At 70.7% G+C, this 24702-nt stretch carries 17 protein-coding genes; 11 read left to right on the top strand and 6 right to left on the bottom strand.

The features are described 5' to 3' along the window. Window positions 1-112: 112 nt before the first annotated feature. Window positions 113-2038, top strand: coding sequence for an alpha/beta fold hydrolase (locus tag OV427_RS29640; RefSeq protein WP_267859556.1), 1926 nt, complete (start codon window positions 113-115; stop codon window positions 2036-2038). Window positions 2039-2063: 25 nt separating this feature from the next. Then, entirely contained in the window at window positions 2064-4013 is a 1950-nt protein-coding gene (locus tag OV427_RS29635; protein ID WP_267859555.1) for a S9 family peptidase, read from the top strand. 14 nt (window positions 4014-4027) lie between these two features. Here OV427_RS29635 and OV427_RS29630 read toward each other — a convergent pair whose 3' ends face one another. Continuing rightward, on the bottom strand, window positions 4028-5974 hold the full coding sequence (locus OV427_RS29630; protein ID WP_324290002.1) for a TonB family protein: 1947 nt from the start codon (window positions 5972-5974) through the stop codon (window positions 4028-4030). A gap of 160 nt (window positions 5975-6134) precedes the next feature. Next, a complete protein-coding gene (locus tag OV427_RS29625) occupies window positions 6135-6437 on the bottom strand; it encodes a hypothetical protein (RefSeq protein ID WP_267859554.1) in 303 nt (100 codons plus the stop codon). Between the two features lie 214 nt (window positions 6438-6651). On the opposite strand from OV427_RS29625, the gene OV427_RS29620 reads away from it, so the two are divergent. The 4 genes from OV427_RS29620 (at window position 6652) to OV427_RS29605 (ending at window position 11765) form a co-directional block, all read left to right on the top strand. Then, the gene (locus tag OV427_RS29620; protein WP_267859553.1) at window positions 6652-7029 is read left to right on the top strand and encodes an STAS/SEC14 domain-containing protein; all 378 of its coding nucleotides are present in this window, start codon (window positions 6652-6654) and stop codon (window positions 7027-7029) included. Between the two features lie 104 nt (window positions 7030-7133). After that, a complete protein-coding gene (locus tag OV427_RS29615; protein WP_267859552.1) occupies window positions 7134-8765 on the top strand; it encodes a trypsin-like serine peptidase in 1632 nt (543 codons plus the stop codon). 339 nt (window positions 8766-9104) lie between these two features. Then, window positions 9105-10331, top strand: a complete 1227-nt coding sequence (locus OV427_RS29610) for a GAF domain-containing sensor histidine kinase (protein WP_267859551.1) — start codon at window positions 9105-9107, stop codon at window positions 10329-10331. A 432-nt stretch (window positions 10332-10763) separates the two neighbouring features. Continuing rightward, entirely contained in the window at window positions 10764-11765 is a 1002-nt protein-coding gene (locus OV427_RS29605) for a hypothetical protein (RefSeq protein WP_267859550.1), read from the top strand. A 185-nt stretch (window positions 11766-11950) separates the two neighbouring features. Here OV427_RS29605 and OV427_RS29600 read toward each other — a convergent pair whose 3' ends face one another. Then, on the bottom strand, window positions 11951-13840 hold the full coding sequence (locus tag OV427_RS29600; RefSeq protein ID WP_267859549.1) for a PAS domain S-box protein: 1890 nt from the start codon (window positions 13838-13840) through the stop codon (window positions 11951-11953). 412 nt (window positions 13841-14252) lie between these two features. Between OV427_RS29600 and OV427_RS29595 the strand changes: the two genes are divergently transcribed. Both OV427_RS29595 and serA read left to right on the top strand, forming a co-directional pair. Further along, a complete protein-coding gene (locus tag OV427_RS29595; protein ID WP_267859548.1) occupies window positions 14253-15911 on the top strand; it encodes a sensor histidine kinase in 1659 nt (552 codons plus the stop codon). A gap of 11 nt (window positions 15912-15922) precedes the next feature. Further along, window positions 15923-17173 (top strand): phosphoglycerate dehydrogenase, encoded by a 1251-nt coding sequence (serA, locus tag OV427_RS29590; protein WP_267859547.1) that lies wholly within the window; start codon window positions 15923-15925, stop codon window positions 17171-17173. Between the two features lie 24 nt (window positions 17174-17197). Here serA and OV427_RS29585 read toward each other — a convergent pair whose 3' ends face one another. Then, entirely contained in the window at window positions 17198-18604 is a 1407-nt protein-coding gene (locus tag OV427_RS29585) for an FAD-binding oxidoreductase (RefSeq protein ID WP_267859546.1), read from the bottom strand. A gap of 180 nt (window positions 18605-18784) precedes the next feature. On the opposite strand from OV427_RS29585, the gene OV427_RS29580 reads away from it, so the two are divergent. After that, complete coding sequence (locus tag OV427_RS29580) at window positions 18785-19141, top strand: hypothetical protein (RefSeq protein WP_267859545.1); 357 nt, start codon at window positions 18785-18787, stop codon at window positions 19139-19141. 12 nt (window positions 19142-19153) lie between these two features. After that, window positions 19154-20950, top strand: coding sequence for a hypothetical protein (locus tag OV427_RS29575; protein WP_267859544.1), 1797 nt, complete (start codon window positions 19154-19156; stop codon window positions 20948-20950). Here the strand turns inward: OV427_RS29575 and OV427_RS29570 are convergent. Together OV427_RS29570 and OV427_RS29565 are read right to left on the bottom strand one after the other, a co-directional pair. Continuing rightward, a complete protein-coding gene (locus tag OV427_RS29570; RefSeq protein WP_267859543.1) occupies window positions 20947-22263 on the bottom strand; it encodes a hypothetical protein in 1317 nt (438 codons plus the stop codon). The two genes, OV427_RS29575 and OV427_RS29570, sit on opposite strands and share 4 nt — an antisense overlap. 15 nt (window positions 22264-22278) lie before the next feature. Continuing rightward, window positions 22279-23625, bottom strand: a complete 1347-nt coding sequence (locus tag OV427_RS29565; protein ID WP_267859542.1) for a hypothetical protein — start codon at window positions 23623-23625, stop codon at window positions 22279-22281. Window positions 23626-23786: 161 nt separating this feature from the next. Between OV427_RS29565 and OV427_RS29560 the strand changes: the two genes are divergently transcribed. Further along, complete coding sequence (locus OV427_RS29560) at window positions 23787-24608, top strand: hypothetical protein (RefSeq protein WP_267859541.1); 822 nt, start codon at window positions 23787-23789, stop codon at window positions 24606-24608. Window positions 24609-24702: the final 94 nt, after the last annotated feature.

Below are 24702 nucleotides of genomic sequence, written 5' to 3'. Positions count from 1 at the left end.
TTCCACCGCCTGGCTTTCGGAATGACAGCCCGTGACGGGAAGTGTCGAGAACCTCGCCTTGCGTGAGGCGTTGCGCGAGATTCGCGGCCCTTCCTCGCTCCCTGGAGAGCTCATGCCGTCCTGGCAGGCCGTGTCCCTCGCGCTCACAGCCCTGGCGCTCGTCCCCACCCTGGCGCCGGCCGCGCCGCGGCCGCCCGTCACCCGCCCGTCGAAGCAGTACACCATCGAGCAGTTCATGGAGACGACGGACGTGTTCGGCGCGTCCTTCTCCCCCGACGAGAAGCGGGTGCTCTTCACGTCCAACCCGACGGGCGTCTTCAACGTCTTCTCCGTGCCGGTGACGGGCGGCAAGCCGACGCAGCTCACCCACTCCACCACGGACGCGACGTTCGCCGTGGGCTACTTCCCGAAGGACGAGCGCGTCCTCTTCACGCGAGACCAGGCGGGCAACGGGCTGACGCACCTCTACGTGCGCACGCCGGACGGCAAGGAGACGGACCTCACCCCCGGCGACAAGGTGCGCGCCGGCTTCCAGGGCTGGAGCCACGACGGCTCCGCCTTCTACGTCTCCAGCAACGCGCGCGATGAGCGCTTCATGGACCTGTACCGCCATGACACGAAGACGTACGCGGGCACCCTCGTCTTCCAGAACGACGACGGCTTCGATTTGGGGAAGGTGTCCCCGGACGGCCAGCGGCTCTCCCTGGAGAAGTCCCGCTCCCTGTCCGACAGCGATGTGCACCTGTATGACTTCGGCACGAAGGAGGTGAAGCACCTCACCCCGCACCAGGGCGACGCCAGCTGGAAGACGGCGACCTTCGCGCCGGACTCCTCCGCGATGTACCTGCTCACCAACGAGGGCTCCGAGTTCACCCGCGTGGTGCGCTACGTGCTGGCCACCGGGAAGCGGGAAGAAATGGAGAAGGCGGACTGGGACATCACGTCCATGGCCTTCTCGCGCAATGGCGCGTGGCGCGTCACCGGCATCAACGAGCATGGCCGCGCCCTGCTCCGGGTCCACGACGTGAAGGCGGGCAGGCCGCTCGCCGTGAAGCTTCCCGAGGGCAGCATCTCCGACGTGGAACTGGCCCGCGGAGGGAAGCGCATGGCCTTCCACCTGACCGATGACCGCGCGCCCAACAACCTCTACGTCTTCGACTTCGGCACGAAGAAGGCCACGCGGCTGACGGACACGCTCAGCCCCGCCATCGACGCGAAGGACCTCGTGGTCGCCGAGGTGGTCCGCTACACGTCCTTCGACGGACTGGAGATTCCGAGCATCCTCTACAAGCCGCTCCAGGCCACGCCCCAGAACAAGCTGCCCGCGGTCGTCTGGGTGCACGGCGGCCCCGGTGACCAGGCGTACCGGGGCTACATCAGCTTCATCCAGTACCTCGTCAACGCGGGCTACGTGGTGCTCGCGCCCAACAACCGCGGCAGCTCCGGCTACGGCAAGGCGTTCGTCACGGCGGATGACAAGAAGCACGGCAAGGAGCCGCTCCGGGACGTCGTGGAGGCGAAGAAGTACCTCACCGGCCTGCCGTACGTGGACGGCTCCCGCGTGGGCGTCCTCGGCGCGAGCTACGGCGGCTACATGGCGCTGGCCGCCCTGGCCTTCCACCCGGACACCTTCGACGTGGGCGTGGACGCCTTCGGCCCGTCCGACTGGGTGAGCATGCTGAAGAACATCCCCCCGTACTGGGAGTCCTTCCGCCAGGCGATGTACCAGGAGCTGGGCAACCCGGACACGGAAGCGGAGCAACTGCGTGCAATCTCCCCCGCCTTCCATGCGTACACCATTCGCAAGCCGCTGCTCGTCATCCAGGGCGCCAATGACCCGAAGGTGCTCAAGGCGCAGTCGGACCAGATGGTCGAGGCCGTGAAGAAGAACAACGTCCCCGTCGACTACCTGGTCCTCCCGGACGAGGGCCACGGCTTCAGCAGCAAGAAGAGCGAGCTGGAGAGCTCCACCCGCATCCGCACCTTCCTGGACACGTACCTCAAGCAGTCCCCCGCGACGGCTCGGCCCGCGAACTGAGCGTCCCCTTCTCCCGGAGATTCCCATGCCACCCTGGTCCCCTTTGTCCCGAGCACTCGCCGCCATGGCGCTCGTGCCCACCCTGGCGCTGGCCACGCCGCAGCCGCCGGCCCCGCCGCCCACGAAGGCGCCCGCCGCGAAGCTCACCCCGCGCCCGTCGAAGCAGTACACCGTCGAGCAGTTCATGAAGACGACCAGCGTGCGGGGCGCGTCCTTCTCCCCGGACGAGAAGCGGCTGCTCTTCTCGTCCAACCAGACGGGCATCTACAACCTCTTCTCCGTGCCGGTGGCGGGCGGCAAGCCCACGCAGCTCACGCGCGCCACGGACAGCACCTGGGCCGTGGGCTACTTCCCGAAGGACGAGCGCATCCTCTTCGAGAGGGACCAGGGCGGCAACGAGCTGTCCCACGTCTACGTCCGTACGCCGGACGGCAAGGAGAAGGACCTGACGCCGGGCGACAAGCACCGCGCGGACTTCTTCGGCTGGAGCCATGACGACTCCGCCTTCTTCCTGCGCAGCAACGAGCGCGACGAGCGCTTCATGGACCTGTACCGCTACGACGTGAAGACGTACGCGCGCACCCTGTTCTACCAGAACGACGACGGCAATGACCCCGCCGACGTGTCCCCGGACCAGAAGTGGTTGGCGCTCGACAAGTCCAACACCACGTCCGACAGCGACGTCTACCTCTACAACGTCGCCACGAAGGAGCTGAAGCACCTGACGCCGCACAAGGGCGCCGCGGCCTGGAGGACGGCCACCTTCACCCCGGACTCCTCCGCGCTGTACCTGCACACCGACGAGGGCTCGGAGTTCACCCGCATCGTCCGCTACGTGCTGGCCACCGGGAAGATGGAGGAGGTGGAGAAGGCGGACTGGGACATCATGTACACGTCCTTCTCGCGCAACGGCGCCTGGCGTGTCACCGGCATCAACGAGGACGCCCGCACCGTCATCCGCATCCACGACGTGAAGGCCGGCAAGCCGCTCACCCTGCCGCAACTGCCCGAGGGCGACCTCAACGGCGTGGTGATGGCCCGCAGCGAGAAGCGCATGGCCTTCTTCGTGAAGGGCGACCGCGCGCCCACGGACCTGTACGTCCATGACTTCGGCACGAAGAAGACCCTGCGACTGACGGACTCGCTCAACCCCGAAATCGACCCGAAGGACCTGGTGGACTCGCAAGGGGTGCGCTTCAAGTCCTTCGACGGGATGGAGATTCCGAACGTCCTCTACAAGCCGCACCAGGCCACGCCCGAGAACAAGCTGCCCGCGCTCGTCTATGTGCACGGTGGGCCGGGTGGGCAGACGCGCAAGGGCTACAACCCGCTCTTCCAGTACCTCGTCAATAGCGGCTACGTGGTGCTGGGCATCAACAACCGCGGCAGCTCCGGCTACGGCAAGACGTTCTTCACGGCGGACGACCAGAAGCACGGCAAGGAGCCGCTCCAGGACTGTCTGGAGGCGAAGAAGTACCTCGCCAGCCTGCCGTACGTGGACGCCTCGCGCATCGGCATCATCGGCGGCAGCTACGGCGGCTACATGACGCTGGCGGCCCTGGCCTTCCACCCGGACAGCTTCAACGTGGGCGTGGACATCTTCGGCGTGTCCAACTGGCTGCGCACGCTGAAGAACGTGCCGCCCTACTGGGAGTCCTTCCGCCAGGCGCTCTACCAGGAGATGGGCAACCCGGAGACGCAGGAGGAGATGCTCCGCGCCGCGTCGCCGCTCTTCCACGCGGACAAGATTCGAAAGCCGCTGCTCGTCATCCAGGGCGCCAATGACCCGCGCGTGTTGAAGGTGGAGTCGGACGAAATCGTCCAGGCGGTGAAGAAGAACAAGGTGCCCGTCGAGTACGTCGTCTTCCCCGACGAGGGCCACGGCTTCACCAAGAAGAAGAACGAGATTGAGGCCTACTCGCGCACGCGTGCCTTCCTGGACCAGTACCTCAAGCAGGCCAGCGCGACGAACTGAGCGAAGGCTGCCCTTCAGCGCAGGCGGAAGGGCACCTTCACCACGCGGTAGACGGCAATGGGCCGGCCCTCCAGCAGGGCCGGCTGGTAGCGCCAGGTGCCCACCGCACGCACCGCCGCGGAGACGAAGGGCTCCTCGCCCCTCAGGACGCTGACGTCGCGCACCTGGCCCGTCTCGGTGACGACGACCTTGAGGATGACCTGCCCCTCCCGCCCGGCGGCGCGCGCGGACTGGGGGAACTCGGGCGGTACGTTGGCGGCCGACTCCACCGGCGGCCTCGCGTCCTCCGGCAGGTTGATGGGCCCCGAGGGCCGCGCCGCCGCGCCCGCCGGCTTCTCCAGGGCCCCTCCCACCGCGGGCCGTACCGGAAGAGGCGCCTCCAGGGGCGTCGGGGCACTCAGCAGTTCCGGCGCGCTCAGGCTCCCTTCTCCAAGCGCGGACGCGGACGCAGGCTCGGAGGTGGCCGCCACGGCGGGCCGGCTCCCTCCGCCCCGCTGGCGCTGCAAGCGCTGGGTGAAGTGCACCTCGCCCGAGCCTCCCGCCACCACGCGGTCCGTCGAGTAGCCCTCCAGCACGAAGGTCAGCTCCGCGGTGGCCACGCCATCCGCGTCCGGCAGCACCTCCAGCAGCAGCGGCGTGACGCCGCGCTCCTGTCCCTTCCAGAAGACGCGCGCCCCCGCGGGCTCGCTGGAGACGCGGAAGCGCACCGGAGCGAGGGGCGCCCGCGCGACAGGCTCCGGAGCGGCAGCCACCGGAGCAGCGGGCGCGGCCACCGGAGCCACGGACGCGGGCCCACCGCGCGCGCCCAGCAGGTACGCACCCGCGCCAAGGCCCAGCAGCGCCAGCACGCCCACGGCCACGGCCACCCATGGCACGACACGACGGGGGCCGCGCACGGCGTCCTCGTCCACGCTGATGTCCAGCACCATGGTGCCCTGCGGCTGCGCGTGGGGAGCGGTGGACAGCGCGGCGTGCGGGGCGCTGACGGGGCCACTGCCCGTCTGACCGGAGGCTCCGTGCAGCGCGTCCAGCACCTCGTCCATGGTGGCGTAGCGCTGCTCGGGGAGCTTCTCCAGGCAGCGGCGCACCACGGCCTCCACCGCCCCGGGGATGGCCAGGTCCGGACGCAGCGCGCGCAGGTGCGGGGGCGCCTCCTTGTGGTGCGCGAAGATGAGCTCCAGCGGGTCCTTCGACACGAAGGGAGGCCGGCCCACCAGCGCATGGAAGAGCAGCACGCCCAGCGAGTAGATGTCGCTCCTCGCGTCCGCCACGTTGCGCGCCTGCTCCGGCGCCATGTACGTGGGCGAGCCGAGGAAGGTGCCGCCCTGGGTGATTTCCGGCATGGCCCGCCGGCCCTCATCCACCACGAAGGACTTCACCAGGCCGAAGTCCAGCACCTTCACGTGGTCCCGCTCGCGGCCGCCCTCCTCCGCCACCAGCATGACGTTGGCGGGCTTGAGGTCGCGGTGCACCACGCCCAGCCGGTGCGCCTCGCGCAGCGAGCGGCAGATGCCCTGCGCGATGTCCACCGCGCGCGCCCAGGGCAGCGGGCCGGACGCGAGGTGCTCCGCCAGCGTGCGCCCCTCCAGCAACTCCATGGCGATGTAGAAGGTGCCGTCATCCGTCTTGCCGTAGTCGATGACGGTGACGGTGTTGGGGTGGCGCAGCTTCGCGGTGACGCTCGCCTCCAGGAGGAAGCGGCGCTGGAAGTCCGGGTCCAGCACCGTGGAGAAGGAAGGGCTCAGCACCTTGAGCGCCACCACGCGCTCCAGCGGGAGCTGCAGCGCCCGGTACACCCGCCCCATTCCGCCGGCGCCCAGCGGCTCCAGCACCTTGAAGCGGCCGTGGAGGACCTGGCCAATCAACACATCGGCGGAGGGGTCCACGACGACGCTGGAAGACACGCGCGAGTCTGTCTGCATGGCGATGACCTCGGGGGCACCGTTGCACGCGGCCGTCACGGCACCGTCGAGAGGCAGTCACGGCGCCGCCAACACGGCGCAACATGGCGCCCGTCAAAACACCGGCGCGGTGGGCCGGCCTCCCGCTTCGAGGCCGGCCCACCGCGCCAGTCACTGCATGGCGCGGGCGGAACCGGCCGCCCGCGCGCTCATTCGTGGCTCAGGACCGGAGCGGACTCACGACCTCCGGGCACTTCCAGTACGTGTACTCGCAGGTGGCCTTCGACGCGTCGCAAGGCACCTGCATGATGGTGATGAGCTCGCACGGGTGACGCGGCACCTCCGCGTCACTCGTGTTGCGCGTCGTCGCGCCCGTCGCGCGGCCTCCGCGGCTCTTGCGCGAAGCCCCGCGCGAGTCGGGACGCGACTCCTGCGGTGGAGCCACCGGGGCCGACAGCGCCTCCGGCGGCAGCCCCGGAACGGCACCCAGCACCGCACCCAGGACGTAGAGCTTCGTGTTCATGAGACCCCCTTACCGGGCACCTCCGCCGCCACGCCCCCTCGGCGCGGCGGTACCGGGGCAGCCGGAAGGACGTAGGTACCATCCGGATCTGACATTTCCCGGACTCCCGGACAGGGCAGGGGACCACCCCGCAGGGAGGGTGGCGCGTCGTCTGGTATCGGTTTGTCACCGGCTGCGGCTAGGATGGCGCGCCCGTCCGGAGCCGTCACCGCATATGCCCTTCCAGATCACCGTCCACGCGCAGGACCGCATCCTCGAGGTCGTCTATCCCCCGCAAGTCACGGCGGGGGACCTCGCCGAGTACCTGGCCGAGGTGAAGAAGGCCATGGCCTCCTTCGACGGGGAGTGGTCCGCGCTGGTGGACCAGTCGCAGCTGCGGGTGATGCCCGGCGACGTGGTGAGCGCCATGGCCAGCCTCAATGCCTACGCGCAGTTGCACGGCATGAAGCGCTCGGCGCGCGTGGTCATCGACCCGCCCTCCGGCCTCCAGGCCTGGCGCATGACGAAGCGGGCCATGCTCACCATCCCCACCCGCACCTTCGAGACGCGCGGCGAGGCCCTGGGGTGGCTGAAGGACCCCGAGGCCGACTGAGCTCCGGCTCGGCATTCTGACAGCACTCCAACTTTTCACCTATAGTGGGCCCGCCTGCCCCCCGGGCAGGCCGTCTCTTCCCCGCTCGTAGGAGTAGCCGTCCCATGTACCTCCCCTGGACCGACGCCCGCAGGAAGCTGCTCGGCGCGCTGTTGTGCACCCTCTCCGTCGCGGCCTGCGGGCCGACGCCGGGGGCCGAGCCGGCCGCCACGCCCACGGGCACCGGGAAGCAGCCCGTCGTCTACGGCACGGACAACCGCATGGACGTGTACGCGCACGCGGACGCCACCCTGCGCGCCCGCGCCCAGCAGGCCACCGTAGCGCTGATGACCCCGTCGGAAATCGACGCGTCCAACCCCAACGACGTCACCTTCATCGCGGACACGCTGGAGGACGCCTACGGCCTGTGCAGCAACCAGCGCTTCCTGAACGACCTGACGCCGGCGTTCTGCTCGGGCACGCTCATCGACGATGACCTGGTGCTCACCGCGGGCCACTGCGTCACCAACGCCTCGGAGTGCAGCGACACACGCTTCGTCTTCAACTTCTACCGCACGTCCGCCAGCGGCATGCAGACGGTGACGACGCAGGACATCTTCTCCTGCAGCTCCATCGTCGTGCGCCAGGAGGCCACGGTGAACGGGCGCACCCTGGACTTCGCCATTGTCCGGCTGGACCGCGCGGCCACCCCGCGCTTCACGCCGGCCCCGGTGCGCACGGCCGCCACCGCGCTGGCGGTGGGTGCCAACGTGGCCGTCATCGGCTCGGGCAGCGGCATCCCCTTCAAGATTGACTCGGGCGGCTCGGTGCGCAACGCGCGCGCGAGCACGCTGGACTACTTCGTCGCCAGCACGGACACCTTCGGCGGCAACTCCGGCTCGGGCGTGTACGAGACGGGCGGCTACACGGTGGCCGGCATCCTGGTGCGCGGCGAGACGGACTACCGCGCGAACGGGAGCTGCTACATCGTCAACACGTGCACGGAGACGGGCTGCCGCGGCGAGGACATCACCTACGTGAAGCCCGCCGTGGACGCACTCTGCGCGGCCTCCACCAGCGCCCGCCTGTGCAACACCACTCCCCCTCCGAGCACCAACTTCACGTACACGGCCACCAACACCAACGGCGCCACCGTCGGCACCACCAACAAGGTGGTGGCCCTGACCGCGGGGCAGAAAATCACCGTGGGCACCTGCGGCGTGACGGGCTCCAGCTTCACAGGGGACACGTACCTGCGCCTGTACGGGCCGGCCGCCACCGAGGTGAGCTCCAACGACGACGCCTGCGGTGGGCGCGGCTCCAGCCTGACGTTCACCGCCGCCACCGCCGGCAACTACGAAATCCGCGCGGGCTGCTACTCCACCGGCAGTTGCGGCGGCACGGTGGCGTGGACAATCGAGACGGGCACCCCGCCGGCCGGCGGCTCGCTCGCGTTCAACGCCACCAACACCAACAACGCCCAGCAGAACACCACCAACCGCGACATCGCCCTCACCGCCGGCCAGAGCATCGCCTTCGGCACCTGCACCGTCGCGGGCGCCTCCGGCACCGGGGACACCTACCTGCGCCTGTACAACGCCGCCGGCCAGCAGGTGGTGGTCAACGACGACGCCTGCGGCTCCCTGTCATACGCCACGTACACCGTGCCCACGGGCGCGGGCGGCACGTACCAGCTCCGCGCGGGCTGCTACGGCAGCACGAGCTGCGGCGGCACGGTGGCCTGGACCATCCAGTAGCCGGGAACGCCCACCACGGACTCACCTGACGGCGGGAGGCCGGTCTTCGGACCCGGGCTCCCGCCGTTTTCACGTCCGGCCTCCGGTGCTTCGACAGGCGCCGCTGGCCACGTGGAACCGAGTGCCGAGGGGTGTCTTCGGCCCCTCCAAGCGCCTGTTGGATACCCGACGCTGACTCCCACCACGCGGGCTTGCGACCCATCCGGGCAATTCCTATATGGCCGGCCATGCAAGCAAGCCCGCGACTGACTGGTGTGCCTCCGTCCATCCGCGCCGAGCGAATGAACGTATCGCCTCCCGACCATGTTGCTTGAGTCCATCCGACCGAGGAGGAGCTCCTTGCGTAGGTTCCAGGACCCGCTTCCGTTCGAGGAGTTGTCACACGACGACGCGCTCGTGCTGCTGGAGGTCGTCCGTGAGCTCGCCCACCTACGGGAGCTCGAGGACATCATGGCGCTGGTGCGTCGCGCCGCCCGCCAATTGAGTGGCGCGGACGGTGTCACCTTCGTGCTGCGCGAGGGGGACCTCGTCCACTACGCGGACGAGGAGGCCATCTCCCCGCTGTGGAAGGGCCGCCGCTTCCCCATCCACGCGTGCATCTCCGGCTGGGTGATGCTCAACCGCACGCCGGCCGTCATCGAGGACATCTACGCCGACGAGCGCATCCCCGCCGACGCGTACCGTCCCACCTTCGTGAAGAGCCTGGCCATGGTGCCCATCCGCCGCGCGGAGCCCATTGGCTCCATTGGCGCGTACTGGGCGGAGCGCACCACGCCCGGAACGCGGCAGGTGGCGCTGCTCCAGGCCCTGGCGGACTCCGCCGCGGTCGCCGTGGAGAACGGGCGGCTCTATTCGGCGGAGCGCGCCGCGCGCCAGGCCGCGGAGGCCGAGACGCGGCTGCGCAAGGAATTGCTGGCCATGGTGTCCCACGATTTGCGCAACCCGCTGGGCGTCATCACCATGACGACGTCGCTGCTGGGCCCGCTGCTGGCCCCGCTCAACGGGCGCGCCCGCAACCACCTGGACACCATCAACCGCTCGGCGCTGCGCATGGACCGGCTCATCCATGACCTGCTGGACTTCGCGGCGATTGAAGCCGGCTCCTTCCGGCTGGCGCCCGTCCCGCTGACGATTACGACGCTGATGGAGCAGGCCGCGGAGCTGGGGCCGCTGGCCCATGAGCGCGGCATCGGCCTGGAACTCCGGCCGCCCGAGCGGGACATCGCCGTGCGGTGCGACCCGGACCGCATCCACCAGGTGTTCTCCAACCTGGTGGGCAATGCCGTCCGCTACACGCCCGCGGGCGGCCTCATCCAGCTCGCGGCCACCATCCGGGAGAGCCAGGTGGAGCTGAGCGTGTCGGACACCGGCACGGGCATCGATCCAGACGTGCTGCCCGTCCTGTTCGACCGCGTCCAGCGGCCGCCCGCACGCGTGCCCGGCAGCGGCGTGGGGCTGGGGCTCTCCATCACCCGCGGCATCGTCGAGGCCCATGGCGGCTCGCTCCGGGTGGTAAGCGAGGTGGGCCGGGGCACCACGTTCCTGTTCACCCTTCCCACGGCCTGAAGGGGCCCGGCGGGCCACCTCGCGAGTGCCCGCCTCGCCTTCCTTGGGAGAGCCTCACTTCCGCACGTGCGGAAGTAGAGCCCCAGCCCCACCTCGCCGGGCTCCTCACTTCCGCACGTGCGGAAGTAGAGCCCCAGCCCCACCTCGCCGGGCTCCTCACTTCCGCACGTGCGGAAGTAGAGCCCCAGCCCCACCTCGTCGGGCTCCTCACTTCCGCACGTGCGGAAGTAGAACGCCCGGGAACAACGGCCACGCTCGAAGATGCAGAATGACGGCCGACCGTCTCGCGAATGAGATGACACGGCGCGTTCCCGGACGCAGCGTTGCCCGGCATGGCGCGTAACCATCCTCAATCACAGGTTTTCAGCGCTGGCCTGGTGCCTGCTCTCGCCTGCTGCGTCGCAATCACGCGACACATCAGTGAAAGCACCCATGGAACACTTCAACGGAAACACCCCCGCGCGCTCGCCTGACCTGACGCTGGAGCAGGTGCACAAGCGCATCCTGACGCTCGTCGAGAAGGGCCACCGGAATGGCCATCACATTGGTCGGCTCTACAACTACGTCGTCAACAGCGAGCTGGCGCAGAAGGGCGGCTTCAAGGACGCACAGGACTTCTTCAAGCAGCGCGTCAAGGTGGTCAGCCAAACCGTGCTGTCGATGAACGGCGCGGTAGCCCGCTCCTTCACCGAGGAAGTGGCGGTGAAGTACGGCATGCGCAACCTCTATATGCTCCTGGCGTACGCGAAGCTGGAAGGCCTCACGGTGGAGCAGAGCGACCCGGGAGACCTGCCCATCGCGGTTCCACAGAAGGATGGAGTGGTGCAGTCCAAGCCCTTCGCGGACTGCTCCGTGGAAGACCTGCAGAGCGCGATGAGGCACAAGCGAGCGCCGTCCCAGTCGCTGCCGGAAGCCGCCGCGGCCCGCGTGCAGCACTACCGCGACAACCTCCAGCGGCACTTCACCGACCGGCTCAGCATCCGGGTGGACGCGCGCAACCACCTCGGCGAGCTCTTCATCACCCTGCGAGACATCCCGGAGAAGGAGATGAAGCGGCTGGCGGCGGCATTGGTGGACGAGCCCACCCATGCCCTCGTTGCGCCCGAAGCACGCGGTGCGGCGCACAACGACGCCCCCTCCCCTCCGGCGCCTGCGTCTACCGCGACGCCGGCTCGGGACATGGCCCACAACGACAACATCGCCGTCCCGGCAAGCCCGGCGGCGCAGCTGCAGGGCGCGGTGAATGATGCCTCCCACATTCCGAATGTCCCCGCCGCGAAGGAGTACCCGGCGGTCGTCGCTCCCGGAGTGAAGGCCCAGGGCCCCGAGGAGCGCGGCCCCAGCATTCCCGTGCCCGTCGCTCCGAGCCAGGGCGGGCCGGGCAACAAGACGCAGGGACTGGGCGGCCTTTTCCGGCGCATGACGGGTGGGTAGGCCAACGCCAGTGCTGACGAAAGACAGCACCTGCATTGGGGCGTGCCCCTGACACCCTCGGCGTGTCAGGGGCACGTCCATCTGTCCCCAGCACCCTGCGCCTACGGAACCGTGGCCCGTGCGCTGTCACGCCAGCCGCCTTCCAGCAGCCCCCGGAAGGCCAGCTACAGAAGTGGCGCCGCGAGTCAGTGGGGCGCCGAATGCTCGACCGGCTGCCGCGGCAGGCTCACGACGAAGGTGGTGCCCTGCCCGGGAGCGGACTCCACCTCGATGTGGCCCTGGTGCGCCTCGACAATCGACCTCACGATGAAGAGGCCGAGCCCCACGCTGCGGCCCGTCCGGTCCACCGCGTCGGTGCCCCGCTGGAGGGGCTGGAAGAGCGTCGCGAGCTGCTCGGGCGGGATGGGCGTGCCATCGTTGTGCACGCGGAGCGTCGCCCGCGTGCCGTCACCCTCGGTGGAGACCTGGACGGGCCTCCCGGGCTCGCCGTACTTCACGGCGTTCGTCACCAGGTTCTGGATGACCTGGGAGAGACGGTCCGCGTCCCACAGGCCCTGTCCGTTCCCGCTCGCCCGGACCTCCAGCATGACGGAAGGCTGGGCCGCTTCCACCTCCTCCGTCACGACCCGGCTGAGCGCGTGGAGGTCCGTGGGGGCGCGCGCGATTCGGATGCCGCCGCCGAGCCGGGCCTGGGTGAAGTCCAGCAGGTCGTTCACCATCCGCACTGCCCGTGCGGCGGACGACTCGATGCGCGCCGTCACCCTGCGGGCGCTCGCGTCCAGGTCGTCTCGCTGATTCAGCCGGGCGGCCCCCAGCAGGATGGCGCTCAGGGGGTTGCGCAGGTCGTGGCTCACGATGCCGATGAGCTGCTGCTCGATTTCGGCTTGCCGCTGCTGCTGCTGGATGTACCGCTCGCGCTCCTTCTCCAGTGTCCTCTGGAGTGTGATGTCCTGGAGGAGGGCGACGTAGCCCCGCACCGGCCCGCCCGGCTCCTGTTGCGCGATGAAGGTCACCTTCACGTCACGCACGCCGCCCAGACGGTAGGGCACATCGTACTGCTCGAACGAGAAGCTCTCTCCGCTCAGCCCCCGCTTCACGTAGGGGCCGAGCACGGCGTACGCCGCCTCCCCGATGACCTCGCGGATCTTCCGGCCGCGGAGGTCTTCTTGCGATATCCCGAACCAGTCCTCGTACGCCTTGTTGACCCGGCCGTAGCGCTCGTCCGCGGTGACGAACGACACGAGGACGGGGATGGCGTCCAGCAGGACGCGCAGCTCGGTCTCACTGGCACGGACCTTGGCCGCGAGCGCCTCGCCAAGCAGCCGTGCCTGGGCCTGCTCGGTGACGTCGCGGAAGACGAGAACGGCGCCGATGAGCTCGCTCGTTCCAGCGCGGATGGGGGCCGCGCTGTCGTCGATGGGAACCTCCGAGCCGTCCTTGCGGATGAGCAGCGTCGGGTGGTCGGGCCCCTGGTGGGTGCCGAGCGCGAGCGCCCGGCTGACGGGGTTCTCCACCGGGGTCCGCGACGAGGCGTCGACGAGGCGGACGACCTCGGACACAGGCCGCTGGCGGGCGTCACCGTCAGTCCAGCCGGTGAGGCGAACGGCCACGGGGTTGAGGAAGGTGATGCGCCCGGCCCGGTCCGTGGTGACGACGGCATCGCCGATGCTGGACAGCGTCGTGGCCAGGTACGCCTCGCGCTCGCGCAGCCGCTGGCCCTGGTCGCGGATGCGGAGGAGGCTGGCCACCCGTGCGAGCAGCTCCGCGTCGTCGAACGGCTTGGCGACGTAGTCACTGGCCCCCGCCTGGAGCCCCTCCGTGAAGTCCGCGTGGGCTCCGCGAGAGGACACCATCAGGATGGGGAGCGTGACGTCATCGTAGAGGTCGCGCACGTAGCGGCACGCGTCCAGGCCGGAGACGCCTGGCAGCTCCCAGTCCAGCAGCAGCACGTCGGGCGGCGGGCCATCGGCGAGCCGCTCCAGCATCTCCTCCGCGTCGCGGAAGGACTCGACCGCGTAGCGCTTCGCAAGGAGCTTGAGGGCCCGGTCCAGTTGCGTCGGGCTGTCATCAACCACCCACACCCGCGAGGCCCCTGCCGCGAGAGGGGGAGCAGCCGCGGGTCCTGGGCCGTGCATGGACATGCTCACGAGGGACGGGAGGGGGCTGGGCCGGGCCGGCGTTCCGGCCGTCCCGGGTGGGGAGGAGGCTACCCAGAAACCAGTCAGGCGGTCGAGTTCGGGAGGCGGAGCGCGAGTCGCGTCATGCTGGGAGCAGGTGGACGAGCCCCCCCTGCGCCCGGCACGCGGCTCGACATAACAGAAACGGTGCCGGGATGACGCGGCCTCCCGACGGCGAGCGCCCACCCCCCACCGCCCGGCAACCTTCCAGCCTGGCGTGGGGCGCCAGTCCGGACAGGGCCCGCTCCCCCGCCCGGGCGGCCCGCCGGGGTGATTCATAGGTTGAAGGGCCGAGGCCAGGGGGCGGTGCGTGGACGAAGCGCAACAGCTGCGGCTCTGGCGCAGGGCGGGAAGGCTGCCTCGAGTCGCCGTGGCCCTGGTGCTGCCCCTCTGCGCGGGAGTGCTGGCCGGCTGGGTGCTCCAGGGCGAGGACGTGCTCGCCCGCCCCGGCGTGCCCGCCATGGTGCCCACCTCCGCCGCGTGCCTCACGCTCACGGCGGTGGCCATCGCGTGGCTGCTGAGGGGGAGCCCCACCCGCCACTGGCTGGCGGGAATCGCCGCGGCGCTGGTGACGGCGGCGGGCGTCCTCACGCTCCTGTCGTACGCCTGGCGCCCGGTGGGCATGGAGCTGTCCGGCCTGCTGTCCGGGCGCCGCATGTCGCCGCACACGGCGTCGGCGCTGACGCTGCTCGGGCTGTCGCTGCTCACCGTGGACCGCAGGGGACGGTGGGGCACGGCGCGCTCCCAGCTCCTCGCGCTGGCCGCCATGCTCATCCCCCTGACGGTACTGCTGGGCTACGCCTTCGCGGAGCACCGCATCTACCGCCTGGGAGGCGGCATTGGCGCCGCCCCCCACAACGCGGCGGGGCAGCTCCTGCTGGCGCTGGGCATCCTCTTCCTCCGCCCGGACCAGGGGCCCGTGGCGACGGTGACGTCGGTGGCGGCGGGCGGCGTCATGGCGCGCCGGCTCATCTTCGCGGGCCTGCTGCCGCTGGTGGTGGGCGTGCTGGTGGACCTGGGCGCGCGGCGGGGCTTCCTGGAGGCGCGGCTGGCGCGGCCCCTCTTCGCGACGGCGATGACGGTGGCCCTGACGGCCGTGGTGTGGCGGGCGGCCGGGGAGAGCAACCGCCTGCACCAGGAACAGGTCCGCGCATGGAAGCAGGCGGGCGAGGAGGCCGAGCAGCAACGCCGGCTGGCGGTGGAGAACGCGCGGCTGGCCCGGCTCGCCGAGGCCGCTGCGCGCGAGCGGGAGGACGTGCTGGCCATCGTCTCCCACGACTTGAAGAACCCGCTGGCCACGGTGCGGCTGAGCGCCGCGGTGCTCCAGCAGAAGCTGGCGCGGCTGCCCGGCGGCGAGGGGCTGGTGGGCCGGGTGGGTGCCATGGACCGGGCCGCGGTGCACATGCTCGGCCTCATCACCGACTTGCTGGACGCGGCCCGCCTGGACGCGGGCCAGCCGCTGGCGGTGGAGCCCCGGCCGGAGCCGGTGGGCGAGCTCATCGGCGAGGCGCTCGCCCTGATTGAGCCCCAGGCCACGCGCGGGGGGCTCCGGCTGGAGCAGCACCTGCCTCCGGGGCTGATGGGCCTGTGCGACCGCGAGCGCATCCTCCAGGTGCTGGCCAACCTGCTGGGCAACGCGGTGAAGTTCACCCCGGCGGGTGGCACCGTGACGGTGGAGGCCCGCGCCGAGGAGGGCGAGGTACGCGTGGCCGTGCGGGACACCGGCCCCGGCATCCCCGAGGACGAGCAACCCCGCCTCTTCGAGCGCTACTGGCAGTCCCGGGACACCGCGCACCAGGGCAGCGGCCTGGGCCTCTACATCGCCCGGGGGCTGGTGGAGGCCCACGGCGGCCGGCTGTGGGTGGAGAGCGTCACCGGCGCCGGCAGCACATTCACTTTCACGCTCCCGCAGCCACCCGGGCGGCGGCTCGCTCACCCCACGCTTGACAGCTCCGGAGCCGAGGTCTAACGCAAAGCGCCATGAACACTGCCCGGTTCCCCTCGCCCACGCGTCCCATCAGCAACACGGGCCCCTTCCGCGCCCTGCTGCTGGAGAACATCCACCCCTCCGCGGAGGAGATGCTGGCCGCCGAGGGCTTCCAGGTGGAGCGGACCTCCTCCGCCCTCAAGCCGGAGGAGCTGGCGGAGCGCCTGCGGGGCGTGCACCTGCTGGGCATCCGCAGCAAGACGACGGTGCCGGCCTCCGCGCTGGTGCACGCGGAGGAGTTGCTGGCCATTGGCGCCTTCTGCATCGGCACCAACCAGGTGGAGCTGACGGCGGCCAACACGCACGGCATCCCCGTGTTCAACGCCCCATTCAGCAACACGCGCAGCGTGGCGGAGATGGTGCTGGCGGAGGTCGTGGTGCTGACGCGCCAGCTCTTCGACCGCAGCCGCGAGGTGCACGCCGGCCAGTGGCGCAAGGTGGCCACCGGCAGCCGCGAGGTGCGCGGCAAGACGCTGGGCATCATCGGCTATGGCCACATCGGCTCGCAGCTGGGCGTGCTGGCCGAGTCCTTGGGCATGCGCGTGCTGTACTACGACGTGATGACGAAGCTGCCCCTGGGCAACGCGCAGTCCGCGACCACGCTGGACGAGCTCCTGGCGGTGTCGGACTTCGTCACCCTGCACGTGCCGGCGCTGGCGTCCACGCACATGATGATGGGCGCGGAGCAGCTCGCGCGGATGAAGAAGGGCGCGTGCCTCATCAACGCCAGCCGCGGCACGGTGGTGGACATCCCCGCGCTGGCGCGGGCGCTCACCTCCAAGCACCTGGGCGGCGCCGCGGTGGACGTCTACCCGGAGGAGCCGGAGAGCAACTCGGACGGCTTCGTCACCGAGCTTCAGGGCCTGCCCAACGTGGTGCTCACGCCGCACATCGGCGGCTCCACGGAAGAGGCGCAGGCGGCCATCGGCAAGGAGGTGGCCACCAGCCTCCTCAAGTTCTACCGGGCGGGCGCGACGACGGGCGCGGTGAACTTCCCCAACGTGGAGGCGCCGCTCATCCCCGGCACGCACCGCATCCTCAACGTGCACCGCAACATCCCCGGCGTGCTCCGCGACATCAACCGCATCGTCTCGGACCTCAACGCCAACATCCACGCGCAGGTGCTCAGCACGGACGCCAACATCGGCTACCTCGTCATGGACCTGGACCAGGACGTGTCGCAGCCGGTCTGCAACGCCATCGCCGGCCTGCAGACGGACATCAAGACGCGCATCGTGTCCTGACGTCCGCGGCGCTCCTCGCGCGATTCACGCGTCGATGACCTTCCCGGGGTTGAGGATGCCCTGGGGGTCCATCGCCCGCTTGAGCGCGCGCAGCAGTTCCAGCTCCGCCGGGGAGCGCGAGTAGCCGAGGTAGTCCTTCTTCAACAGGCCGATGCCGTGCTCGGCGGAGATGCTGCCGCCGTGCTTCCTCACCAGCTCGAACATGGTGGGGTCGGCCTGCTTCGTGCGAGAGAGGAACTCGGCCTTCTCCATGTCGTCCGGCTTCATGATGTTGACGTGCAGGTTGCCGTCGCCGATGTGGCCGAAGAGGCAGATTTCCCAGCCCGGGTAGCGCGCGGCGAAGACGGACTCCAGCTCCGCGCAGAAGCCCTCCAGTCCCGCCACGGGCAGGGAGATGTCGTTCTTGTGCGGCATGCCGGTGGCGGAGAGGCTCTCGCTGATGCCCTCGCGCAGCGCCCACAACTCCGCCGCCTGCGACGCACCCTGCGCCTGGGTACCGTCTGTCACCAGCCCGCGCTCGAACAGCGAGCCCAGCCACACCTCCACCGCCGCCGCGTCACGGGGCTCGGCCTCCAGCAGCACGTAGCAGCCACTGGACGCGTCGAAGGGTGAGCGCAGCTTGCGGTGGCGCTGCAGGCGCGCCAGGCACTTGTCGGTGAAGAACTCGTAGGCGGAGATGCCGAAGGCCGTCTGCTGGCGCGCGTCGCGGAACAGCCGCAGCACGGCGGCCACGTCCGGCACGGCGAAGAGGAACACGTCCAGCTTCCCGGGAAGCTGCGTGAGCTTGAGGGTGGCCTCGGTGATGACGCCCAGGGTGCCCTCGCTGCCGATGAAGAGCTGCCGCAAGTCGGTGCCGGTGTTGTTCTTCTCCAGCGCGCCGTTGAGCTCCAGCACCTGGCCCTGGGCCGTCACCACTTGAAGGCCCAGCACCCACTGACGGGTGAGGCCGTACTTGATGACCTTCACGCCGCCCGCGTTGGTGGCGATGTTGCCGCCCACCGTGCTGGAGCCCTTGGAGGCGAAGTCCACCGGCCAGGTGAGGCCGTGCCCGGCGCAGTGGTGGTGCACGGCCTCCGTCACCGCGCCCGCCTGCACGCGCACGGTGTTGCCGAGCAGGTCCACCGGGCCCATGCGCGCCATGCGCTGGAGCGACAGCACCACCTCGCCCCGGGCCGCCACCGCGCCGCCCGCCAGGCCCGTGCGGCCTCCGGAGGGCACCACCGCCACGCGGTGCTGGTGGCACAGCGCCAACAGCCGGGCCACCTCGTCCGTGCTCCGGGGCAGCGCCACCGCGCTGGGGGCCGGCGTGTAGACGCGCGTCCAGTCGCGGCCGAACTCCTGCAACTCGGCCGGCTCCCGGGTGAGGAAGTCCGGGGGGAAGCCCTCGGCGATGGCGCGGAGGAAGTCGGCGGGGAGCACGGGGGAGGACATGCCTCCAGGCGTATTGCAGGGGCCGCGCCGTGACAAGACGGAGCGTGGCCCGGGGACGCGACTTGCGTCGGGAGGACGCCGGAAACGCCTGGAAATGATCAGGAAAGTCCGCTCGCTCCGTATACGAGGCGGCGCCTCCAGGCACCGGCTTCGCCACCGTCCCCCACGAGGAATTCCGCGATGTTGAACAACCGCTCCCTCCGTTTCGCCGCGCTGCTGGCCGCCTCCCTGGGATTGGCCCCTTCCGCCCTGGCGGCGGAGACGCCGCAGTCGAACAAGCCCTACATCTTCGAGACGGTGGACAGCTACGTCGTCGTCAACGAACGCAGGGTCGAGGTCACCGGCATCCTTCAAGGCGAGAGCGCCCCGCGGACCTTTGCCTTCAGTGCAAACGCCATCAGCAACCCCCACCTGCTTTTCACCCGTTGCGACCGGATGGCCCTGCTCGCCATGAGCAAACCGGGCCTCTACTCCTTCGAGATGGTGCAAGGGGCGGATTCCTACATCGCCCCCACCTGCCGGCTGACGCGTCGCTGACGGACTCCACTCATGGGCACGATGCGAAGCACATGGCTGGCCCTGGTGCTGGTCCTGGTGGGACTCCAGTCCGCGTGCTCCGGCGGCGGCGCGGAGGGCACCGGGCCGGACTCGGATGGTGACGGCGTGGCGGATGCCGAAGACTGCGCCGCCCACTCCGCGCAGGCCTGGCAGCCGCTGCCGGGCTACCGCGACACGGACGGAGACGGCCTGGGCGCGGGGCCCCTGGCGACGCCGTGCACCGCTGGGACGCTGCCCGACGGCTGGGCCCCCGAAGCGGGCGACTGCGACGACGCGGATTCCACCCGGTGGAGACAGGTGGAGGGCCTCTACCCCGACCTGGACGGGGACGGCGCGACGGCGACGGGGCCGGTGACGGCATGCGTGGGCGACTCCCTGGCCGGCTACCGCGAGGCGCCCGGTGCTCCGGACTGTGATGACGCCGCGCCCCGCTTCCAGCAGTCGACCCCGGGCTGGCTCGACTCGGATGGGGACGGCGTCGGCAGCGGAGAGAGCGTGTCCTACTGCCTGGGCGCGAGACCTCCGCCGGGCTACGCCGCGCTCGATGGCGACTGCGCGCCCGATGACTCCTCGCGCTCGGAGCTACTCCCCTATCTGTACCGGGACAGGGATGTGGACGGCGCCACCGTGCCCGAGTCGGGCACCCTGTGCGCCGCGCGGCTGCCCATTGGCTACACCAACGTGGAGAGCGGCCGCGACTGTGACGACACGGACCGCACGCGTTGGGCCCTGAGCGACACGTACGTGGACACGGACGGGGACGGCTTCGGCGTCGGAGCGTCTGAGTCACGGTGCATGGGCGCCACGCCGGACCCGGGCTACGCGGCGGAGGGAGAGGACTGTGCCCCCGAGGACCGCACCCTCTGGCAGTGGCGCTCCTATTCGCACCGCGACCATGACGGCGACGGGGCCACGGTGCCGGAGAGCGGCGTGCTGTGCACCGCTGGAGCGCTGCCGGAGGGACATCACGAAGGGCCCCTCGGCCACGACTGCGACGATGGGAACCGCGACGTCCGGGTGAGCTGGAGCCTGTACCCGGACACCGACGGGGACGGAGTGGGCTCGGGAGCCCGGGAGACCTTGTGCGCAGGACCTCAGCGGCCCCAGGGCTACTCCTTCGTGGACACCGACTGCGCGTCCATGAACGCCGCCGCGTGGCAGTTGCTGTCCTATCTGCACCGGGACATGGACGGCGACGGCTACACCGTGCCGGAGTCGGGCCTGTTGTGCTCGGGCGCCGCGCTTCCGCCCGGCTTCCGCACCGCGTCCAATGGCTTCGACTGCGACGACGCGAACCTCACCGTGCACCTGCGCCTGCAGGCCTGGGCGGACACGGACGCGGACGGCGTGGGCGCTGGCACCGCGACGATGCTGTGTACGGATGGAACCGTGCGCGCGCCCTGGTCCACCACCGGGACGGACTGCGCCGCCGAGGACGGCACGCGCTGGCAGACGCGCTCCTACTTCCACGTGGACCGGGACGCGGACGGCCACACCACGCCCGAGCAGGGACAGCAGTGCGTGGGTGCCGCGCTGCCGGCGCCCTACTTCACGCAGGCGACGGGCAACGACTGCGACGACACGGCGCCGGACCTCTTCCGCTGGGCCGTCGTCTACGGGGACGAGGATGGGGACGGCGTGGGCGCGCCGCCGCGAAGCCTTGCGTGTCTCGGCCAGGGAATGCCGGCGGGCTTCTCGTTCAAGGGGTACGACGTGGACGACGTGGACGCGGCCGTCCAGGAGGATGAGGACGAGGACCTGCTCGTGGAGCTCATCCTGTCGCCCTAACGGGACTCACCCGGGGTGGGCCGGGGCCACGAGCGGAGGATGCGCTCGGTGGCATCCTGCCGGGACCAGTCCACCCCTCCCATCAGCACCACGGGGCCCCGGGTGATGCGTACCTCCTTCCAGACGGGCGTCCCCGGGCGGTAGCTCGCGTCCCAGGCCGACCAGCGCTGGCCGCCCGTGGCCTTCACCACGCGCGCCACGTACGCGTCGAACTCCGTGTCCGGCAGCCAGCGCAGCTGCTCCAGCACCCACTCCGTCTCCACCGGCAGGTCCGCCGCGCTCCCCGTCACCGCGCGCAGGGCCACCAGCGCGGCTCCCTCGGGGATGAAGGACACGCCGTCCGGGCGCAGCACGGCATGGCCCTTCCGCGGCCCGGTGGCCTCGCCGCGCAGCTCGGCGGGGTAGATGGCCACGTCCGCCAGCCGCACCCCGGCCCGGGCCACGCCGCGCAGCGGAGGCTGGCGGTGCATTTCCACGAGCACGCCGAGCTGGTGGGCGTCCTGGAGGTGGCGCACGTCGGCCCGGCGCTCCCCCTCCACTCGGACGTTGAGCAGCCCCGGGTCCACGTAGACGCCACCCGGGTGAATGGACGCCAGCGGCACGGACACCGCTTCTCCGAGCACGGGCTGCCACAACAGCCGCTCGCTGGTCAGCCACGCCCGCCCGGAGCGCATCGCCACCACCATCCACGGCACGACGGCGGCCATCATCAGCAGCAGGGCCACCCCGCCGCCAAAGCCGATGAACTTGTCCACCAGGATGGCGGAGAGCATGAGCGCCCCGGTGCCGAGCAGCAGCACCGCCACCAGCGGCGAGATGTGGGGCGAGGCCTGCCACTTCTGCTGGCCCTCGAAGACGAGCACCTCCCCCGGTTCCAGCGTGAGCGCCGCCGTCTTGCGCACCAGCGCGTCCAGCCGCGACAGGTCCTCCTGGAGCGACGCTGCCCCGGACACGGGCGCGAGCGCGGCCAGCCGGCTTCGCGCCAGCGCCGACAACCGCTTCCCGCCGTCCACCAGCTCGCGCGCGGCCACCAGCACCGGGGTGTCCTCGGGCCAGCCCTCCAGCTCCGCGCGGCGGCGCGTGCGCTCCAGCGCCTCGGTGACGGCGGGCGCGTGCTTCAGCCACTCTGGAATCAGCTCCGGCAGGGCGCGGAGCTGGCGCTTCCACCGCCGCGCGCCCAGCACCGACTCCAGCGTGGCCTGGCGCGCGCGGGCGGCCTCGAGGACCTCCGCCCGTCCCTCCAGGCGGCGGTGGATGTCCTCGGTGGAGAGCCCTTCTCCCGTGACGCCGCCGGTGCGGGTGCGTTCGGCCATGTGAGGGTGGAGAGCTTAAGCGCCGCGCCCCGGCGGGGAAAACGTCCCGGACACTTCCCAGGACTCGAGGATGCGCGCGATGGGCGGCAGGTCTCTGCCCGGCGCCCGGCCCGCGAGCACGTCGTCTCCGTAGGTGATGTGGATTTCCTGCTCCAGTGGGACGCCCCGGGAGTGGCGGGCGAGGTCCGAGGGCCACGCGACGCCACGGCTCGCCTTGACCGCCCGGAGCAGGTACGCGTCGAGGTCGGACTCGGGCTGCCAGCGGAGCAGGCTCAGCACCCATGACGGTTCGGCGTGGAAGTCCAGCGTCCGCCCCGTCGCGGCCCGCACCAGGGTCGCTCCGGCGTCCTCCCCGGGAAGGAAGAAGAGCATGCGCCGCAGCAACACCGCCTGTCCCGGCTCCCACATCTTGTTGCGGCGGAGGAGGGCCGGAAAGCAGACCACATCCACCGGCTGCTCCACGAGCGCGGTCCGCTCCCGCAGCTCCGGCTGCCGGACCAGCAGCTCCAGCCACAGCCGCAGCTTCTTCGCAGGAACTTCTCCGAGCCCGCGCAGGTGCATCAGCCGGCCGCCCTCGACCCGGAGACTGCCCCACTTCATCTCGATGCCTCCTTCCGGGATGGAGTCCAGGCGCAGCTCGACGGGCTCGCTCCGGGAGGGCGCCCACACCAGGCGCCGGGGCGTGAGCCAGAGCACGCCCGGGCGCAGCCGGCGGAAGGCGAGGATGGCGCCCCCGGTCAACAGGAACGGTGCCGGGCACAGCAGCCACGCCAGGTCGTTCAACGACGGCCACCGAACCAACGCGAACAGGGCAAGGCCCATGATGCCCACCAGCGACAGCAGGTAGGTAGCGGCCGTCAGGTTCTGCTTCCACGCATCCAGCGTCCCGCACGGCAGCGAGAAGGACTCTCCCGGCTCGCGCACCAGGGACACCGGGACGCGGACGATGGACTCCAGCCGGCGCAGCGCCTCCTCCAGCGAGAGCGCGCCGCGCACGGTCGTCACCGAGCCCAACCGCTTGCGCACCCATGTCTCCAGCTGCGCCCGGCTCGCCGTCACCTCGCAGGCGAGCCCGAGCACCGGCGCGTCCTCACGCCAGCCCTCCACCTCCGCGCGCTTCCCCACGCGCTCCACCGCTTCCAGACACGCCGCGTCCCGCTCCAGCACCTCCTGGATGAGCGCGGGTTGAGCCCGCAGCAAATCCTCCCAGTCGCCGCCCTTCAGCGCGTCGTCGAGCCACCGGTAGCGCTGCAGGCCTGCCTCCAGCAGCTCGACGCGCCCCTCCAACTTGCGGCGCGTGTCCTCGTCCGTGGCGAGGAGCTCCTCCCGGACCATCCCCCTGGCGCGTGCGCGTTCGGACATTGCTTCCGCAGCATACCGGCGCGGCGCTGCCCTCCGGGAGGAGTCCCGGTGCGCCGCCGGACAGTCCGTGCCGTCCCGCCGGGGTACCCGCTGGCGCCATGCCTATCCTCCTCGCGCGCGACCGCAACGCGCGCCGGCCGGGGGGACGCCGCATGGGTGGCTTGCGCAAACCATTCTTCATCGCCGCGCTGGTGCTGCTGGCGCTGTCGGTGCTCGTGGAGGTGGGCTCTCCCGTGCTGCTGCCGCAGAAGCCGCCGGACTGCTCGGCGTTGCGGGGCACGAAGCCGTGCGCGCCTCCGCCCGCCGCCCTCCCCGACGCGTGCCTACCCCTCCACAAGTCCGTGTGCGAGGGCGAGGGCGTGGACCCGGACGACGTACTGCGCACGCAGCAGGAGAACCCGCCCACGCCCGGAATGGGCATCCCCTACCTCGCGCTGGTGGACGGGCTTTTGCTGCTCACCCTCGCGCTGATGGGGGCCAGCCTCATCATCCCCGAGCGTGTCCACGGGCGCGTGCAGGGGCTGGCCACGCTGATTGGCGCGGTGGTGGCGCTGCTGTCGGGGATTGGCCTGCTCATCGCAGCCATCGCCCTGCTCATCACCATGGTGAGCCTGCTGTGCGCCGCGCCCTTCGGCACCCTCGCATACCTGGCGGTATGGGGCTTCTTCAACCGGGGCGGCGCGGCCGGCACGCTGGGGCTCTTGATGACCTTCAAGCTGGCGGCGGGCGTGTGCCTCGTGCTCGCGCACCAGCGCTTCCTGCAGAACAAGGGACTGGTGCTGCTCTACCTCACCTCGCTGCTGGCCAACGCCGTGGTGTCCTTCCTCCACGGCATGGTCCCCGGCATCCTGGTGAGCATCACCGACGCGGTGGGCGCCATCATCGTCGCCATCCTCGGGCTCATCTGGGCCGTGCTGCTGCTGGTGGGCGCGCTGGTGTCCATCGTCAAGGTGTTGCGCCTCAAGCGCATGGCCACGGCGTGAGCCGCGGGCCGCCGTCAGCGATACATATACATTGAAGGCATTGCTGATGTAACACAGACGCAATGCCCAGCGAATCCGCGGGGCAGCCCCCTCG

This window comes from Pyxidicoccus sp. MSG2, assembly GCF_026626705.1.
Taxonomy (GTDB): domain Bacteria; phylum Myxococcota; class Myxococcia; order Myxococcales; family Myxococcaceae; genus Myxococcus.
Note: the sequence above shows the minus strand (reverse complement) of the source record. Positions and strands in the feature narration are given on the sequence as shown.